Genomic DNA, 17,881 nt, shown 5'->3' with positions numbered 1-17,881 from the left:
CCTCTTCTATCTCAGCGTGCGAGAACTCTTCTACTCGAACTTTTAACTGCTCTGAAATTGCAGTTAACAGTGCATCTATCCTGACAAGCTCTTGGTCGTCTTCCCTTAATCAATGATGTTTCTCGCTATTCAGCTTTTTCTAACTCAACGGGTACGCCGTTTAGCACTGCATTTCCAGACAGTTCATCAACCTGTAAATCGTCGGTAAGAATATTGGTATTTACCCCTGGGGTTTGGCTTGCCACCGAAAGCTTTATACCTTTCTTGTTGTGCCCCCAACCATGAGGTATAGAAACCACGCTAGGCATAATTGCGTCGGTAATTTCTGCCTCGACCGTCAGTTGCCCTACTCGCGATTTCACGCTCACCTTATCACCATCTTCAATACCGTGTGCTTTGGCATCGTCAGGGTGAAGCTGTAGCGTACAACGATTATTGCCTTTAACCATACGCGGGCTGTTATGCAGCCACGAGTTATTAGTTTTAATATGCCTGCGCCCTATTAAGACCATTGATTTTTCTTGATTTTCAACGTCAAAGAAGTACTTATTCACTCTGTCTAAGTCCGACATAAAGTAATCAAAATCTAAGTGTATTTTCTTATCTTCATGGAACAAGGCTTCAGGCAAAGACGGTTGAAGCGGCCCTAAATCAATACCGTGGGGATGTGCTTTTAGCGCCTCAAGCGAAAGTCCTCGCACTTGGCTTTCATCAGCTGCGAAATTTGAATAAGCAAAAGCCTCTTCGTCGGCACTTCTTGGTTTACCGCCATACAATCCAGCTTTTAATAAATCGTCGACCACACCTTTTGGTTGCTTATCCCAAAGTGCAGCATAGTGTGCTGTATTTTTTCCATTTAAAGCATCTAACCGCTCGGCTAAAGACAAGTAAATTTGCCAATCAGTCAGCTGATCTTCATCTATTTCCACTGCCGCTTCAGAGTAGGTAGCAAAATTACGCACCGCAAAGTTGTGAAATACAATGTCGTAATGGTCGCGCTCTAGTGCAGTCACCGGAGGAAGTATTACATCGGCATGGCGAGAAGTTTCGGTAACATAGAAATCTACCGCCACCATAAAGTCGAGCTCAGAGAATGCCTTGTCGAGCTGTTCCGCATTAGGTGTAGTAACCACTGGGTTTCCCGCACCAATCACCATGGCTTTAATCTGACCTTCACCGGGCGTAAGTATCTCTTCGGCCAAGCAGGCCACCGGATACTCGCCGGCAAATGCCGGAAGCCCTCTTACACGAGAGGTAAACCCACCCATACTGCCTTTACCTGATACTGGAAGCACGTCGGCGGCAGGCTGCGTGAACATCATACCGCCTCGCTTATCTAAGTTTCCGGTAAGCATGTTAAACAGCATAATTAAGTACTGCGTTAGCGTGCCAAATGCCTGCACGCTTGCCCCCATTCTGCCATAGCAAACGGCGGAGTCGGCATCACAGAAATCGGTAACTAGCTGAGTAATGTGTGACGCTGAAATACCCGTGGCCTCACTCACTTTTTGCGGCGAATAATCCTTAACGTAATTTTCTACCTCTTTGATATCTTCGGCATAAGGCAATATTGCATCCATTTTATGTAGCTGTTTTTCAAACAACACATGCAGCATTGCCAGTAATAGCAACACATCGCTTCCCGGGCGAATGAAATGGTGCTCGCAGCTAATATCGGCAGTTTCGCTTCGCTTGGGGTCGATAACTACCACTTTCCCATCCCGCTTTTGAATGGCTTTTAAACGCTTTTTCACGTTTGGCACTGTCATAATGCTGCCGTTCGATGCCAGCGGGTTTCCGCCAATAATCATAAAATGTTGCGTGTGATCGATATCGGGAATAGGAATTTGTGAAATATGACCAAACAGCCTTCTGCTGACAATATGATGTGGTAACTGGTCAACTGATGTGGCGGAATACCGGTTATGCGATTTAAGCGCTCTGTAGAAATACGGCCCGAACAATATCGACCCCATATTGTGTGCATTAGGGTTGCCTAAATATACCCCTACCGCATTGTTGCCATGAGCTTGCTGGATGCTATGCAAATTATTCGCTACTAAATCAAATGCCTCATCCCAAGTGATTTCTTCCCACTCGCTCTCGCCTCCTTCAAGACTTACTCTTTTAACAGGCTGCTTCAAACGGTCAGGGTCGTCGTACAAATCTTTCAATGCACTGGCTTTAGGGCAACTATAGCCTTGGCTAAAAGGGTTATCTTTATCCCCTTTTATTGACAGTATCTGACGGCCTTTTGTTGCTACCTCAATGCCACACATGGCTTCACAAAGCGTACAGGTAGAATAATGCAATTGTTGTTCGACGTTGCTCACAGTAGTTCCCACACGAGTCATTTGTTAATATCTTGTTATGAAATTAGCGATTATTGCCGTAATAGACAAGCATCATTAAAAGTGATGGCGCATTCGTTGAACGTTAAATTTGTGCCCACAATCGCATTAGCTAAATGAATTTCGCTTATTTTGCAGTAATATTAACTTCAGTTTTACAACCCAAGAGTACGGTGTTTTACGTTTAATCATGTACTCTGATGTAGACAGAAAATAAATAACAAGCACTTGGATACACAATTATGATAACGACAAAGAAACGTTTACTAGCCGTCACTCTAGTAAGTGCTTTGGGCTTAGGTGTAGTACCTACCACATACGCCCAAAACGACAGTGAAGAAAAAACAGAATCCGAACTTGATAAGTGGGAGGTAAGCAACCCTCCTTACGCGCTAAACGAAGTTAGCATTAAAACAAATGAAACCACGTGGTCCAGTTTAGACGTTGCTCCAAATGGCAAGTTTATGGTTTTCGACATGCTAGGTGACTTATATAAGGTCAGCATGAAAGGTGGTGATGCGACACCGCTAACTCAGGACTTCGCATGGAACATTCACCCTTCTATTTCTCCTGACGGAAAGCAGGTTGCGTTTATCTCAGACAAAGATGGGTTAAGCAACGTATGGGTTATGGACATTGACGGCGGTAATCTTCGTCAGGTAACCAAAGAGAAAAGCAATCTAATCCACTCCCCTAAATGGAGTCCAGACGGCGAATACCTAGTAGTAACCAAAGGCATCATGTCTAGTCGCAGTATTCCTGCAGGTGAAATTTGGATGTACCACAAATCAGGTGGTGACGGCTTACAAATTAAAGCCCGTAACAGCGGTAAACGCGACCAGCAAAACATTGCCGACCCTGTATTTTCTCATGACGGCAAGTACATTTACTTTACCGAAAATACGGTTCCGGGTGCCCGCTTTGAATATAACCGCGACCCATTAGAGGGCATTTTTGCTATCACTCGCTACGACCGCGAAACCGGCGAAGAGAGCCGCTATATTAGCGGTACAGGCGGCGCCGTCGTTCCTACGCCTTCACCTGACGGGAAATACATCGCTTTTGTACGTAGGGTTAAAGATAGAACCGCGCTTTTCATTAAAGATATCAAGACAGGTGTAGAAACACCACTGACGTTGGAACTAGAGCGAGATATGCAGGAAGGTTTTGGCTCAGAGGGTTACTTTGCCTACTTCGACTGGATGCCAGACAGCAGCAAAATCGTATATTGGACAGGCGGTAAGTTCCACACTATCAACGTGAAAGATAAAACCACCAGCACCATGGACGTGACCGTTGAAGGCACGGTGAAATTTGCCGATGCGTTACGTTTTGACGTAGATGTCGCACCTGATGAATTTGACGTTCGCATGATCCGCTGGTCTCAAATGTCGCCCAACGGTAAATCCGTACTCTTCCAAGCGTTAGGTAAACTTTATGTGCGCGACGTTAAATCTGGCAAAATTAAGCGTTTAACGAAACAAAACGACCACGACGAATACTATCCGCGCTTTTCTAACGACGGAAAATCGATTGTATATACCACCTGGAATGACCAAGACCTAGGCACCGTTCGCGTGGTTTCTGCTCGTGGCGGGAAAGGAAAGGTTATTACCCAGCAGCCAGGTCACTTCATTGAGCCGTCGTTCTCTGCCGATGGCGAGAAAGTCGTCTTCCGCAAGTTTACGGGCGGCTACTTACTAGACCCTAAATACTCGGTTGAGCCAGGAATTTACGTAGCAGATCTTGAAGAAGACACCGTAGAAAAAGTCTCTGAAGGCGGCTATAACGCGCATTTCGCGGGTAACGATGACCGAGTATATTTCACCGAATCAGCGGGCGGCGAAGCTTACTACGAAACCCAGCTTTCAAGCGTTAACCTTAAGGGCAACGACAAGCGAACCCACCTTTACGGTGCAGATAAGGTAAGTGAGTACAAACTTTCACACGATAAGAAATGGGTTGCGTTTGTTTACCAGTTCAAAACGTACGTGGCGCCGTTTGTCGAAAATGGCAAGCGCATTACCATAGGCCCGAACATGACCTCACTGCCGGTAACGCAGCTTTCGAGCCGTGCTGGTGAATACTTAACGTGGTCGCCTGACAATAGAACCCTTAGCTGGTTTAACGGCCCTACGCTATTTAGCCGTTCACTCGATGAAGCCTTTGCCTTTGTTGATGGCGCAGCGGAAACCTTACCTGAGCCAGTAGCTGAAGGTATGAACTTGTCGTTTACTACTAAAGCTGACAAGCCATCTGGTTACAAAGCTTTGGTTGGCGGTAAAGTGGTAACCATGCGCGATGCCGACAACACCCAAGAGGTGATTGAAGATGGCGTTGTGCTGATTAAAGACAACCGCATTGAAGCAGTAGGTAAACGTGGCGATGTGACCATTCCTGATGATGCAATGAAAATAGACACAACGGGTAAAACCATTATCCCAGGGCTTGTTGATGCGCACGCTCACGGCTCGCAGGGCCGCAATGAGATTATTCCTCAGCAAAACTGGAGTCAGTACTCGAATGTGTCGTTCGGCGTAACAACCATTCATGACCCTTCAAACGACACGACAGAAATTTTTGCTGCGGCAGAATTACAGCGTAAAGGCGATATTGTTGCGCCACGTATCTACTCCACCGGCACGATTTTATACGGTGCAGAAGGGCTAGGGTACAAAGCGATTATCAATAATTATGAAGATGCCTATTTCCACGTAGAGCGCTTGAAAGAGGCCGGTGCTATTTCAGTGAAAAGCTACAACCAGCCGCGTCGCGATCAGCGTCAGCAAGTGCTGTGGGCGGCTAAAAATCAAGAGATGATGGTAGTGCCTGAAGGGGGCGGTAAGCTTCAGCAGAACCTGACTATGTTGGTAGATGGCCATACGGGTCTTGAGCACAGCATTCCTGTGGAAAAAGGCTACAGTGATGTTACTCAACTATGGAAAGCCACAGAGTTTGGCTATACGCCGACCTTTGTTGTGTCGTACGGCGGCATGATGGGTGAAGAGTACTGGTACGACAAAACTGAAGTGTGGAAGAACCCGCGTCTTCTTCGCTACACCCCGTCGACTATTCTAGATAGCCGTGCGATCCGCAGACCTACTGCGCCAGAAAATCAGTACAACCACCAAAACGTAGCAAGCTACGCCAAAGAGCTTCGAGATAATGGGGTCAGTGTACATATTGGCGCTCACGGCCAGCGTGAAGGCTTAGCTTCTCACTGGGAACTGTGGATCATGGAACAAGGCGGCTTCACGCCTTGGGAAGCGCTACGCGGCGGTACTATTGATGGCGCTAAACACCTAGGTATGGGCAAAGATCTTGGCAGTATCGAAAAAGGTAAACTTGCTGACCTAGTTGTGATTGATGGCGATGTGCTTAGCGACATTAGAAAGAGTGAATTCGTAGAATACACCGTACTAAATGGACGCGTATACGAGTCGGCCACCATGAACGAAGTAGGCAGTAAAGAAACACGTAAACCGTTTTTCTTTGAGCAGGACAATGCCACCTTTATGCCGCAACAAACGGCAGATGAAGTGGAAGCGAAAGCGCACCACTATCATTGGGAGCATTAGGCCTTAAGTGCTTTAGGTATAAAACTTATAAAAAAGCCAGTGAAGCATAGCTCACTGGCTTTTTTTATAGGTGTAACGCCATTATTTTAATCAGGCGTTAGTAAGAGAGATTAGCGGTTTCGGCCATACTGTTCGTGTGACGACACCCAGTCTGACGAACTAATGGCTGATGCTAGCGATATCTCTCCAGCCAACACCACAGACGCCACAATTTCTGCAAATTTATACACGCGATCTCGCCCGTAGCAATCCAGCAACTCTAAGCACTCGCGCTGTGTACCTATTCCTGTACCACCGCCATAGGTTGCCACAATAAGCGAAGGAATAGTGATAGATACATATAAGTCGCCATCGTCGGTAAGTTCTGAATACATCATGGCCGCTGACGACTCCGACACGTTTGCTACGTCTTGGCCAGTAGCAATGAACATAGCCGTAATACCATTTGGCGAATGAAGGCCGGTATTATTGACACCTGACAAGAAAGACCCTACGCCAGCCACTCGGCCGTGATAATCGATTTGTTTAGGGTCAACGCGCATTACCTCTAATAAATGTTCGCGTTTAATAGTGGCTTCAGCTGTTACTCGTTTGCCCCGAGTACGCATAATGTTTATTTGAGAGGCTTTCTTGTCGGTGGCAAAGTTAGATTCTAGATAGAAATTCTCTATTCCCTCATAGTGATCGATTATCCATCCGCACGCCGCGAACGTAGCACGGCCAACCATGTTTTGACCCGCTGCGTCACCGGTCTTGAAGTTAAAACGCAAAAACGCAAACTTGTTCGATAGGAAATGGTCGATATAGGTCAGCTTAGCAATACTTGAGGTCGCTTCTGCTTCTTCTTTAATCTTCTCAAAGTTTGCTTTAATCCACTTAACGAAATCTCTGGCACCCCGTGCATTTTCAAAAATAAAAACAGGGGCTCGCTGCATGGCGTCATCAACAACCGTGGCCGTCACGCCACCACTCATATTAAGTAACTTCATGCCGCGGTTGTACGACGCCACCAATGTACCTTCAGTAGTCGCGAGTGGCACAACAAACTCACCTTGTGCGTGTTCACCGTTTATTTTGAGCGGCCCAGCGACACCAATAGGAACTTGTGCCACGCCGATAAAATGCTCGATGTTGCCTTTAAGCGTTTGCGGGTCAATTGAGTACTTACCCACGTGGTCAATTTTCTTGTCCGTAGCGCTTTCAAAATATTCTTGGCGTGTTTTTATAATGCTTTCACCGTAATCGTCCATGTCGTCACGGGGGATAAAAGCACTACGTTGACCGGGTGCCGTAATATTATCCTCTACTTCGAATTTAAGCTTTCCAAAGGGTGATGCAGAAAAGCAAATACCCAATTTGCGCTTTTCAGGGCATGGGGCCTCATCAATGTCTAAATGCACGGTAATGGTTTGACGTAAGCCAAACGGCTCCCCGTCCGACTTATTTAAAGCTTCTACAGAAATACAAGTGTCAGTAGTAAGTTGGAGTGAAATTTTTTCTTCAGGGATTTTCTCTCCATCAAGGGAAATCCATTTTACTTCCTTGATTGTCGCGTCTTTTAATCTGTTTTTCAGAGAAAAAGATAAGCCTTTGTTTGTTTTTGTAAGGCTTGCACGTGTGTAAAGTTGCTTTAAAAGTATGCTGGGTACAAACATCTTGCTTCCTTCTACGTATTCTTACCGTGTTATTTTCATATTCCTTTGTTTTTTATAGCACACTCTTTATACACTTCTATGACTTCTTCGCATTTCTTCGTCATTTTGTTGCGCAATATCAACTTTTAAATTTAGGCCAAACGCTTTCAAAAATGCGCCAAGCCCAATGAGAATGCGTGCTACCGAAAAATAGACCCTCCGCCCCCTTCATTGGTTTCTTACCTCACCTAAAGTAAACACCGTCACCGCAGTATTGTTGACCACAAGGTATCTGGTAGTAGCAAAACGGAGGCGTCATGGATTGCGATGCCAAGGATTAATCGCCGATATGGAAGCGGCAGCCAGGTACTCTTTATGTGCGAGGTTATTGCTAAAACAAGGGATGTTTGAACAAGTCTTCAGTGCAAGAAGCAGAATATATAGGGATTAACATGAGAACAGGGTTGTTTAGAAAAGAAGTTATTGATGAGCAATCAAATAATGTTGAAGGGAGCTTTTTAATGACGCCTAGGCCAGCCTATTCAGCGGTAGCTGGGCTGCTTGCCGTATGGATCTTAGCGGTTACCGTATACCTAAATATGGAAACTTATGCACGAAAAGCTTCAGTAACTGGATGGCTAGAACCTAGCCATGGCGTATTTAAGCTTTATTCAGACGCAAGACGAGGAAAGGTACTCGACGTTATCGTCAGTGAAGGCCAGTTAGTTGAAAAAGGAACGCCGCTAATAAAAATTAGCTACAGCAGCAAAGATGCGTTCGGTCATAGAGTCAGTACCCAGTTACTTGCGGAATTAGAAGCGAAACAAAGCAGAACTCGCCAGAGTATAAAGCGCCTGCACACCTTGCACCTAGCCCAAAAAGAGAGGTTGGATGAGCAGCTTTCTCAAGCAGAACAAACCTCAACGGCTTTAAGTGACATTATTGCTTTAACCCAAACGCAGTGGTTCCTGGCATCTAAGCAATGGGAAAAAGCACGAACCTTACTCGAGCAAGGGCATATTAGCCGTGCTGACTTTGAAGCACATACACTCCAACGCTTGAATGCAGAGCAGAAACTCGCTTTAGCTAAGAAGGACTGGAGTAATGAGCAAGCCAATATAGCAACGATAAACCATGCGCTAGCTACATTGCCTGAGCAACAAGCCAACGAGCTCGCAAATATAGAGAACACATATAGCGATCTCACTCAGCAAATTGTGAATCACAAAAGTAATATGGAAGAGATAATTTATGCGCCTCGCAGTGGTGTAATATCAGGTCTACACGTTAAAGCGGGGTATACGGTTGATAGCTCTCGCCCTCTACTCACGCTGCTTCCTCAAAATGCTGACATTCAAGCACGCATTGCAGTTCCCGTGCGTTCAGCGGGCTTTTTACAAGAAGGACAAGCCCTTCATATACGATACGACGCGTTCCCCTATCAAAAGTTTGGTGTACAGTTTGGCGAGATAGTGAATATTTCCCCGTCACTAGTCTTACCTGGCGAACTTACCGATGTACCTATTTCTATTAGCGAACCCGCCTATTTAGTTACTGCCACTTTGAGTACGAATGAAATACTGGCGTACGGAAAAAGTATTTCATTGAAAGCGGGCATGACATTTTCGGCAGATGTTCAATTAAGTCAACGCACGCTTATGGAATGGTTAATGGAACCACTTTATAGCATTAAAGGGGAGCTGTAATCATGATGAGCTTAACGCCCCCTCTTTCGGTACAGCTTTTTCATACAACCAAGCGTGTACCGGTTATTTTGCAAAGCGAAGCTGCTGAGTGTGGTCTTGCCTGTATAGCAATGATTGCTCAATACTACTCCGATAAGCGAGATCTTAATACTTTGCGTCAAAGCATATCTGTGTCTTTGCGAGGTACGACCTTAAAAGACGTAATGCGAATTGCCAGTGACTTGGGCTTTCAAACCCGTGCGGTTAAAGTAGAGATGGAGCACCTAGCGCAGCTATCTTGCCCGGGCATATTGCACTGGGATATGAATCACTTTGTTGTTTTGACGAAAGTGACAGGGAAACATATTTTTGTCCATGATCCCGCGTTAGGAAAAAGAAAGCTTAGCTTTTCTGAAGCCTCAAAGTACATCACGGGGATCGCGCTAGAAGTCTCACCAAGTAACACTTTCAGCCCTAAAAAGTCTGCCCCCCAACTTGGGCTTACTCAGTTTTTCTCCCGCGCCATTGGCTTCAAACGTAACCTACTCACCCTTTTTGCGTTATCGATAGTGCTGCAGATTTTTGCTCTTGCTGCACCTTACTACATGCAAACAGTGGTAGACGACGTATTAATCTACAACAACGATGCCTTGCTCAAAGCTCTCGCTATTGGCTTTACCTTATTGCTGATTATAGAAACTTTTACAAGCGGTATAAGAAAGTTCGTTATCTTGTCAGTTTCATCCCGCCTTCAGCTACAAATGTCAGCATCGGTATTCAAACACCTTTTAGCTCTTCCCTTAGACTATTTTGATAAGCGCCACATTGGTGATGTGGTATCGCGCTTTGGCTCTCTGGCAAGCATTCGAGATTTTCTAACCACTGGGGTCGTTACTGCTATGTTAGATGGAGTTATGGCAGTCGCTACTTTGGCGGTGATGAGTCTGTATTCCTTTAAGCTCACATTGGTTGTCGTCGTGATTATGGTTATCTATTTAACCATCCGTCTTGGACTTCTGCCGTTTATTAAAAGACATACCACTGAGCGCATAGCTCTGGCCGCTTCTGAACAAAGCCACTTCATGGAAAGCGTAAGAGCGATATTACCCATTCGGGTCTACGGGCAAGAGATTCAGCGTCACAGCCTTTGGCAAAACAAGCTAGTTGCAACGCTTAATAAAGACATCACTTTAGGGAAATTTAACATAGGTAGCGCGCTGGCAAACCAACTGTTGTTCGGTATTGAAAATCTAGTTGTTGTTTATATTGGGGCGAACCTCGTCATGCAAGGTAGCCTTTCCATAGGCATGCTGCTGGCCTTTGTAGCATATAAGTCGAGATTTGTAGGCGCTATCGACGGTATAGTGAACAAGTTCATTGAGCTCAACATGCTGGGTGTTCATTTCAACCGCTTAAGCGACATTTTACTTACACCTGCAGCGCAACAAACCAAGACTCAGCCACTACATAATGTAGAGCGTTCACTTGACGTTCACAGTACACATAACTGTGATATCCCTGCTTCGAATTCAATTTCATCTAGTCCTACTCCACTTAACCAGCCGAAAGCTGACACACTGGAAAGTAGCACTTTCGACGATGACGCTTTGCCAGGTACTACCGCGCTTAAGGTAAGGTCACTCAGCTACCGCTATGGAGAGACGAATGATTGGGTATTTAAAAACCTGACATTTTCAGTAAAAGCCGGCGAAATCATAGCCATAATCGGTGGCAGCGGCTGTGGAAAAAGCACGTTGCTGAAGTGCTTAATGGGCCTTTATCCAGCCTCCCAAGGCAGCATAGAGCACACTAACAAGACCAACCCTGTCATTGCTTCTGTTCTTCAAGAAGACGCCTGCTTAAGCGGCACGATTGGGCAAAATATCTGTTGTTTTGAAGAAGTCCCTAACCTTCAAAAGATGGTTTATGTAGCACAACTTGCCTGTATTCATCACGACATTATGCACATGCCTATGCAATACCACTCGCTAGTAGGCGATATGGGTAGCAGTTTAAGCGGTGGCCAGAAACAGCGCCTGCTTTTAGCAAGAGCGCTATACCAAGAGCCTGATATTTTGTTCTTAGACGAAGCAAGCAGCCATCTAGATGTGGGCAATGAGAAACAGATAAATCAACACCTCAAATCTTTGAATATGACCCGAATTATTGTGGCACATCGCCCTCAATCTATTGCTGTGGCAGACAAAGTTTATCGTCTTGAACACGGCACATTACACCTATGCTCTCCCACTGAAGTAACCGGAAGCGCAACATCAGATAAACACGGAGAAACACTATGAAAAACCATGAAGTAAGAGAACCCGCAGTATTGATGACAGCAGCTGAGCGCATGCAAATAGATGCGAGCGGCATTACCGCTCGTGACAGCGTTATTCCAATGGACTGTTTGTCGAAACGCGAGCTACAGGTAGCACACAAAATAATGGAAGGCTGCTCTAACAAAGTGATCGCCTCTGAGCTATTTATCAGCGAGCGAACCGTTAAGTTTCACTGCGCCAATATTTATAAAAAGCTCAATATATCTAATCGTTCGGCGCTCATCGCCTGCTGTTTTAGAACCCTTTACCAAGAGGTGGTGTCGCTTTAAGCGCTGCCACTTCATCACTCAACACGCCACTACAAGGAGCGTACTTTATGAAACACCATCAACTAAACCACAACCAACCAAATCTAAACCAACCAGCAAGCACCGAGCCCGTTGCTTTAGCCGAAACGCAGCTGTTTGAAGTATCCGGCGGCCTACGCATTCGTTTAAGTGATACCGTACCGGTAGTAGGTCCAACACCGAAAGAGCCAGTTTACATAACTATGGCCATTGGTGAAGGCGGCGGAAAGCTACCGGATATATTGTCCTAGTTTTAAAGATTTAGCGTCAACATATGGATAGACACTAATTCTGTCATATCCATGTGTTGCGCTTTTAACATCCAGATACTCTTATACCAGTGAGTATAAATATTTACCCATAACCCGCTAGCAAGGAATGCGAATGCACGTTGCACTATTAGGAAGCGAGCAAGACCCACAAATTCAACACGTAGCAAAGGCACTTAGTCAAACAACTATCCCTTTTTATATTGCTAATACACAACAGTTCGGTTCAACATGGAGCATTAGCTACGACCCTGATTTTGATGATGGGTTAATTCATTTCAATTCGCCTTCATTGTGCGACCAGCCAAGAGTGACCTTTTCGAACACCAAAGCGGCCTACTGGCATGAATATTTACCGGGAGCTTCGTTGACAGCGTCAAGTGAGCAAGCTCATCCCGACCACACAGTAAATAACCAAAGTAAGGTAGTAAAGCCTAAAGATAAGCCTTCTAATCTGATAGCAAGTGCTACTTGGACCGAGCAAGAACGGGCAAGTACCTTGCTTTGTTGGTTTAGCTATAGCGATATCAAATGGGTGAACTCTATCGATGCCGTGAGAAGTCATCAATGCAAGCCTTATCAATCGCGCGTTGCTGGCAAGTTAGGAGCATATATACCCTACACCTTTGTTGGTAATGCGCCCGAAGTCGCCTCTCAGTTTTGCAACAACATGCGCGAAGTTGTTTACAAGCCGGTGCGCGGAGGTCGTACGGCGCAATTTGTAAATAAACAACCTAATATGCGCCCGCTCCTAAATACACTTTTAAGTGAGCGCCCTGTGACCTTCCAAAAATACATTGCGGGCGAAAATGTACGTAGCTATGTGCTTGGCGATGATGTGCTAAGCGTACAAATTGACTCAAGCGAACTAGATTATAGAAACGATGACAATGCCAGTGTGTCTGTGACTATTATCCCAAACGAGGTGCAGCGTATGGCTATTAAAATTTGCCAAGCGTTAGGCATGTATTGGTGCGCAATCGACTGGCGCAGAAGTGCGAAGGGAAAGTACTTTTTTCTAGAGGCGAACCCCAGCCCTTATTTTTTGAAAGTAGAAAACGATACTGGCTTAGATATAACAGAGAAATTGGTGGCGCTGCTTGTGAAGATTTAGTTTTTCTAAACATTTCAATAAACCTATTTGCTTCTAAGCGCTTTGTATATTCTCTCAGCTGCTATTTACATAGCTGTTAAAAATGTTTATTGACAACACACCCCCAACCTATCAACATGATAGGTAACGGACAAATAAATATGGCCCGAAAGTCCCCTAAAGGCGTTAAGGAATTCCCTCTTACAGCGCAAACAGCAAGGAAAATAATGAGCGAACTTGCAGAAAACCATACTCATAGAATTCGGTGGAGTAAGCATGTAAAGCAGCGTATGCATGAGCGAGGGGTAACTACAGGTCAGGTGATGACTTTGCTTAAGAGTAAATATTCGGTGTTTAGGGAAGGGCCATATCTTGATATAACCGGTGACTGGAAATTTAATCTTAAAGGTTTAGCAGCGGGAAAAGTCATTGAACTAACCATAGCACTAAAGAATCATCATGATAGTCCAACATCAGTGCTTGTTACTGTTTGGATAGTTTGAGAGGCTTATATGTACCATTACACTGAAAGTGGGTTGTCAAATGTGTTTCTGAAAAATGGTGTTACTGTTGAGATTGTCGATGGCGAAGAATATACAAGCATTGACGACATGAACGGTCTTCATAGCGCGATAGCACAGACAATTGTTTACACCAACAAGCCTCTTGCACACGATGAGTTTAAATTCTTACGTATTGAATTAAATATTTCTCAGAAAATACTCGCGACTCGTTTTGGTGTCGACGAACAGACCATTGCACGTTACGAGAAAGGCCAAACGAAAATTCCAAGGACAACAGATGCTGCTTTAAGGGCGCTGTACATGGAACGCCAAGAAAAGAATAATCCTGTTAGTTACTTTCTTGATCTACTTGCCGATACTCAGGCTGAAGAAGCTGCAAGTATAATTCGTCTTGAAGAAATTGAAGACCACTGGGAAAAAGTAGCAGACTAAACCTTACTTTTTTCAATAAAAAAGCCGACATCATTCATAGAGTCGGCTTTTTACTTTCTGTTTGTGTAGAAGCGAAGACTCTCAACCCAACTACAGGAAGAGGCCTTTACTTAGCGATTAATTAAAGGATGAAACGCGACAGATCTTCGTTATCTACCAAGGTTTCTAGGTGACTATTAACGTAATCTGCATCAATCACGAATGACTCACCGCTCTTTTCAGAGGCGTCAAACGAGATGTCTTCCATAAGGCGCTCTAGCACTGTGTGCAAGCGACGTGCGCCAATGTTTTCGGTGCGCTCATTCACCTGCCACGCTGCTTCTGCAATTCGCTGAATGCCCGAGTCATCGAAGCTGATATCAACCCCTTCGGTTTTCATTAATGCAACATACTGCTGAGTTAATGACGCGTTTGGCTCGGTCAGAATGCGCTTGAAGTCACCGACTTTAAGTGCAGATAGCTCAACGCGAATAGGTAGACGACCCTGAAGCTCTGGAATAAGATCTGACGGCTTGCTCATTTGGAATGCGCCCGAAGCGATAAACAAGATATGGTCGGTTTTAACCATGCCGTGTTTTGTCGATACCGTTGAACCTTCCACTAGTGGAAGCAGGTCACGCTGTACGCCTTCACGAGACACATCGCCTGACGTATTGCCTTCACGCTTACAAATTTTGTCGATTTCGTCTACAAACACAATACCGTGCTGTTCTACTGACTCAATGGCTTTTTCTTTCAAATCTTCTTGATTTACAAGGCGTGCTGCCTCTTCTTCAATAAGCAGTTTAAACGCCTCTTTAATTTTCAGCTTCTTCTTTTTCTTTTGCGAACCCGACAAGTTTTGGAACATGCCTTGAAGCTGATTAGTCATTTCTTCCATACCAGGAGGCGCCATGATTTCTACGCCCATCTGCGGAAGTGCTACGTCAATTTCAATTTCTTTGTCGTCTAAATCGCCCTGACGTAGCTTCTTGCGAAATGCTTGGCGTGTGCCGCGATCTTCAACGTCTTCTTTGTTGCCCCACGCGTCTTCTGGCGGGGGAAGCAAAACATCTAAAATGCGCTCTTCCGCTGCTTCTTCAGCGCGGAATTTCACTTTCTTCATTTCGTTTTCTTTCGTCATTTTTACCGCGATGTCGGCAAGATCACGAATGATGGTTTCAACTTCTTTACCCACATAGCCCACTTCGGTGAACTTTGTCGCTTCAACCTTAATAAAAGGCGCGTTAGCAAGCTTAGCTAAGCGGCGAGCGATTTCGGTTTTACCCACCCCTGTAGGACCAATCATTAAAATATTTTTTGGCGTAACTTCTTGGCGCAACTCAGGCTCAAGCTGCATACGACGCCAGCGGTTTCTAAGTGCAATAGATACAGCGCGCTTGGCATCTTGTTGACCGATAATGTGTCGGTCTAACTCGTGAACAATTTCTCTTGGTGTCATCTCAGACATGAATAAACCCTTTTCTAACAATACTTGTTGTACTTGCTACGTAAACGAGCGACAACAAGCCAATAATAGCTTTAGCTATTATTTAGTAATCTAGTACATCAACCGTTTGGCTATGGTTAGTGAATACGCAAATATCACCAGCAATGGTCAGCGACTTTTCAGCAATTTCTTTAGCGCTTAACTCGGTATTATTTAAAAGTGCGGTAGCTGCGGCTTGTGCATAGTTACCGCCAGAGCCAATAGCAATAAGATCTTGTTCTGGCTGCACTACGTCACCGTTACCGGTAATGATGAATGACGCCGTTTCGTCGGCTACGGCAAGCAGGGCTTCGAGTTTGCGTAGCGCCCTATCTGTCCGCCAGTCTTTGGCAAGTTCAACCGCTGCTTTGGTTAAATGGCCTTGGTGCGCTTCAAGCTTGGCTTCAAAGCGTTCAAATAGCGTAAATGCGTCTGCAGTACCGCCAGCAAAACCCGCTAAAATTTTGTCGTGGTACAAACGGCGCACTTTGCGCGCATTCCCTTTCATTACGGTGTTGCCCAGTGATACCTGTCCGTCACCGGCCATTACCACTTGATTCCCACGTCGTACAGATACAATCGTTGTCACGTTATTTCCCCGTTAAGCTGGGCGCTGCTGCGTTTTTCGTCTAGCAAAGGCAGCAGCGTTAAAATTCAATAACAAATAAGTGGGGGAAGGCTTTTTAATTTCAAGGGTAAGATAGAATAATGTGCTCTCAGAGCTACCTATTATATGGGCTTAGCGAAATCGATATCCTTCAATGTCAAAACCAAAACCACTTTCGTGGCCCTTAACATACGCCCACCCTTTATTCGGTAGGCGTTTGTGCTCGCTTTCCCTTAAGCATAAGCGCCCATCAGACAGGGGGCCGCTCTCCTTTAGCAAAAGTGGATGTCGACAGTGCTTAGAGCCGCTTCCTTTTTCATAAGCAAATTTTCTTTCTATCTTTTGTTTATCGGAGGCTAAATGAAGCGTGTAAGGCAATGCCGTATCAACAAAACTAAAGCTTAAGAAAAAGGCTAATAGCGGCATACCAAATAACGTCATTTTTCCACGTAAATCTTTAGTCACAAACTGCGCGTGCCGCTTATCGATAAAAATGGCGAGGTAATAAAAGGCGCTATAGGCAAAAGTGAGAAGTACGATGGCCCAATTCGAATTGTCTAGCCATCCATTGATCACGATAAAATCGGTAAAAGCACTTACGAACATAGCGCCAATAAGTAGTAAAAAAGTAACGTTACTGATACGTGTTATTGGATGAAGCTCAGACCATTTAGGTCGAGTAAAATGCTCATCTTGATGGGTGCTATCCGTATCATTGACAGGTGGCTGCGTTGCCCGCCTAGAAGCGAGCTCATGCTTTGCTGCTTGGTAGCGCTCTGGAAAAGCCTGCTTATCGATATTTTCCAGAACGTCCTCAAGCTCTTCTATGCTATAAGCGGCGTAATCTGGTTGTTCAGTGATGGCAATACTCATTCATACTTCCTTGTAAACGCATCCTTTCCCTACGCGCTGTCAGCGCGCCGAATGCAGCGCATTAAGTATTACTATAATAAACAACTACAAATTCCAGTACCAAATTTGGCATGTGGCAATATTCACCTTACGCAGGCTGTGCTTGGCTTTCTCCGCATCGCGCTTAGACTCATAAGGGCCCAAAATAACACGGAACCAATCACCGTTGCTGCCGGTGCTGTGTCTGATAAGTGCCTCTAAACCTTGGAATGCTATTTTGGCTTTCATCTCTTCAGCCTGGGCACGGGTTCTAAACGAGGCGCACTGCATTAGATAGCGTTTGTCAGACTTTTCTTGTTCTTTAACCTCGACTTCTACTTCGTATCCTGGCAGGGTTTTGATGTACTCCCATTCTTCCTCAGGCAGTTCAGGTAAAGACTCTTCGGTAGGTACAACAGGACGTGATGTTTGAGCATCTACGTCATCTTCAACATTGTCTTTTATCGACCACAAAAACGCACCAAAGGCGATAACCAATGCAAATACACCGATAAGACGCACAATAGGAAGTTTTCCAGCAACTGACGCATTAACTTGCGCGTTTCCTGCTGGCTTTTTACCTTTACCGGCAGGTTTCTTTTTTTGAGGAGAGCGTCCACGAGAGACATAATCGCGTTGAGCCATAGTCGGCAATATTCCTACTTGTTATCGTTGTTTGTATGCGTAAGAAAACGTCATATACCAATTCTTATGAAGAAGCAG

The 17,881-nt window shown here is 45.1% G+C and carries 14 protein-coding genes; 8 read left to right on the top strand and 6 right to left on the bottom strand.

Annotated features, from left to right (window positions below; translation table 11 throughout):
- Positions 1–125: 125 nt before the first annotated feature.
- Positions 126–2,333: a molybdopterin oxidoreductase family protein gene (locus V7R55_RS13235; RefSeq protein ID WP_334059878.1), complete on the bottom strand. Its 2,208-nt coding sequence runs from the start codon at positions 2,331–2,333 to the stop codon at positions 126–128.
- 260 nt (positions 2,334–2,593) lie between these two features.
- Between V7R55_RS13235 and V7R55_RS13230 the strand changes: the two genes are divergently transcribed.
- Positions 2,594–5,929: an amidohydrolase family protein gene (locus V7R55_RS13230; protein WP_334059877.1), complete on the top strand. Its 3,336-nt coding sequence runs from the start codon at positions 2,594–2,596 to the stop codon at positions 5,927–5,929.
- 110 nt (positions 5,930–6,039) lie between these two features.
- Here V7R55_RS13230 and V7R55_RS13225 read toward each other — a convergent pair whose 3' ends face one another.
- Positions 6,040–7,584: a hydroxymethylglutaryl-CoA reductase gene (locus tag V7R55_RS13225; RefSeq protein ID WP_334059876.1), complete on the bottom strand. Its 1,545-nt coding sequence runs from the start codon at positions 7,582–7,584 to the stop codon at positions 6,040–6,042.
- Positions 7,585–8,015: 431 nt separating this feature from the next.
- Between V7R55_RS13225 and V7R55_RS13220 the strand changes: the two genes are divergently transcribed.
- The 7 genes from V7R55_RS13220 to V7R55_RS13190 all read left to right on the top strand — a co-directional run bounded on the left by V7R55_RS13220 (position 8,016) and on the right by V7R55_RS13190 (position 14,192).
- Positions 8,016–9,269, top strand: a complete 1,254-nt coding sequence (locus tag V7R55_RS13220; protein ID WP_334059875.1) for an HlyD family secretion protein — start codon at positions 8,016–8,018, stop codon at positions 9,267–9,269.
- 2 nt (positions 9,270–9,271) lie between these two features.
- On the top strand, positions 9,272–11,548 hold the full coding sequence (locus tag V7R55_RS13215) for a peptidase domain-containing ABC transporter (RefSeq protein WP_334059874.1): 2,277 nt from the start codon (positions 9,272–9,274) through the stop codon (positions 11,546–11,548).
- Entirely contained in the window at positions 11,545–11,856 is a 312-nt protein-coding gene (locus V7R55_RS13210) for a helix-turn-helix domain-containing protein (protein ID WP_334059873.1), read from the top strand. Before V7R55_RS13215 ends, V7R55_RS13210 begins: the two co-directional genes overlap by 4 nt.
- A 47-nt stretch (positions 11,857–11,903) precedes the next feature.
- Positions 11,904–12,125 (top strand): hypothetical protein, encoded by a 222-nt coding sequence (locus V7R55_RS13205; protein ID WP_334059872.1) that lies wholly within the window; start codon positions 11,904–11,906, stop codon positions 12,123–12,125.
- A 133-nt stretch (positions 12,126–12,258) separates the two neighbouring features.
- Positions 12,259–13,257, top strand: a complete 999-nt coding sequence (locus V7R55_RS13200) for an ATP-grasp domain-containing protein (RefSeq protein WP_334059871.1) — start codon at positions 12,259–12,261, stop codon at positions 13,255–13,257.
- A gap of 140 nt (positions 13,258–13,397) precedes the next feature.
- The gene (locus V7R55_RS13195) at positions 13,398–13,739 is read left to right on the top strand and encodes a DUF4258 domain-containing protein (protein WP_334059870.1); all 342 of its coding nucleotides are present in this window, start codon (positions 13,398–13,400) and stop codon (positions 13,737–13,739) included.
- Positions 13,740–13,748: 9 nt separating this feature from the next.
- Complete coding sequence (locus V7R55_RS13190) at positions 13,749–14,192, top strand: helix-turn-helix domain-containing protein (RefSeq protein WP_334059869.1); 444 nt, start codon at positions 13,749–13,751, stop codon at positions 14,190–14,192.
- A gap of 121 nt (positions 14,193–14,313) precedes the next feature.
- On the opposite strand, the gene hslU is transcribed toward V7R55_RS13190, so the two are convergent.
- The 4 genes from hslU to V7R55_RS13170 form a co-directional block, all read right to left on the bottom strand.
- Entirely contained in the window at positions 14,314–15,642 is a 1,329-nt protein-coding gene (hslU, locus tag V7R55_RS13185) for an HslU--HslV peptidase ATPase subunit (RefSeq protein WP_334059868.1), read from the bottom strand.
- Between the two features lie 82 nt (positions 15,643–15,724).
- The gene (hslV, locus tag V7R55_RS13180; protein WP_334059867.1) at positions 15,725–16,249 is read right to left on the bottom strand and encodes an ATP-dependent protease subunit HslV; all 525 of its coding nucleotides are present in this window, start codon (positions 16,247–16,249) and stop codon (positions 15,725–15,727) included.
- Between the two features lie 150 nt (positions 16,250–16,399).
- Positions 16,400–17,140 carry a hypothetical protein gene (locus V7R55_RS13175; RefSeq protein ID WP_334059866.1) on the bottom strand — a complete coding sequence of 247 codons (741 nt, stop codon included), beginning with the start codon at positions 17,138–17,140 and terminating at the stop codon, positions 16,400–16,402.
- Positions 17,141–17,224: 84 nt separating this feature from the next.
- Positions 17,225–17,803: an SPOR domain-containing protein gene (locus V7R55_RS13170; RefSeq protein ID WP_334059865.1), complete on the bottom strand. Its 579-nt coding sequence runs from the start codon at positions 17,801–17,803 to the stop codon at positions 17,225–17,227.
- Between the last annotated feature and the right edge of the window lie 78 nt (positions 17,804–17,881).

The organism is Alteromonas sp. S005 (assembly GCF_036864475.1).
In the GTDB taxonomy this organism is placed as follows: domain Bacteria; phylum Pseudomonadota; class Gammaproteobacteria; order Enterobacterales; family Alteromonadaceae; genus Alteromonas.
The sequence above is the reverse complement of the archived record's forward strand: the minus strand, read 5'-3'. Positions and strand labels throughout refer to the sequence as shown.

Coding starts and splice junctions, on each gene's coding strand:
- V7R55_RS13230 (WP_334059877.1), top strand. CDS start 2,594: ATGATAACGACAAAGAAACGTTTACTAGCCGTCACTCTAGTAAGTGCT.
- V7R55_RS13225 (WP_334059876.1), bottom strand. CDS start 7,584: ATGTTTGTACCCAGCATACTTTTAAAGCAACTTTACACACGTGCAAGC.
- V7R55_RS13220 (WP_334059875.1), top strand. CDS start 8,016: ATGAGAACAGGGTTGTTTAGAAAAGAAGTTATTGATGAGCAATCAAAT.
- V7R55_RS13215 (WP_334059874.1), top strand. CDS start 9,272: ATGATGAGCTTAACGCCCCCTCTTTCGGTACAGCTTTTTCATACAACC.
- V7R55_RS13210 (WP_334059873.1), top strand. CDS start 11,545: ATGAAAAACCATGAAGTAAGAGAACCCGCAGTATTGATGACAGCAGCT.
- V7R55_RS13205 (WP_334059872.1), top strand. CDS start 11,904: ATGAAACACCATCAACTAAACCACAACCAACCAAATCTAAACCAACCA.
- V7R55_RS13200 (WP_334059871.1), top strand. CDS start 12,259: ATGCACGTTGCACTATTAGGAAGCGAGCAAGACCCACAAATTCAACAC.
- V7R55_RS13195 (WP_334059870.1), top strand. CDS start 13,398: ATGGCCCGAAAGTCCCCTAAAGGCGTTAAGGAATTCCCTCTTACAGCG.
- V7R55_RS13190 (WP_334059869.1), top strand. CDS start 13,749: ATGTACCATTACACTGAAAGTGGGTTGTCAAATGTGTTTCTGAAAAAT.
- hslU (WP_334059868.1), bottom strand. CDS start 15,642: ATGTCTGAGATGACACCAAGAGAAATTGTTCACGAGTTAGACCGACAC.
- V7R55_RS13175 (WP_334059866.1), bottom strand. CDS start 17,140: ATGAGTATTGCCATCACTGAACAACCAGATTACGCCGCTTATAGCATA.
- V7R55_RS13170 (WP_334059865.1), bottom strand. CDS start 17,803: ATGGCTCAACGCGATTATGTCTCTCGTGGACGCTCTCCTCAAAAAAAG.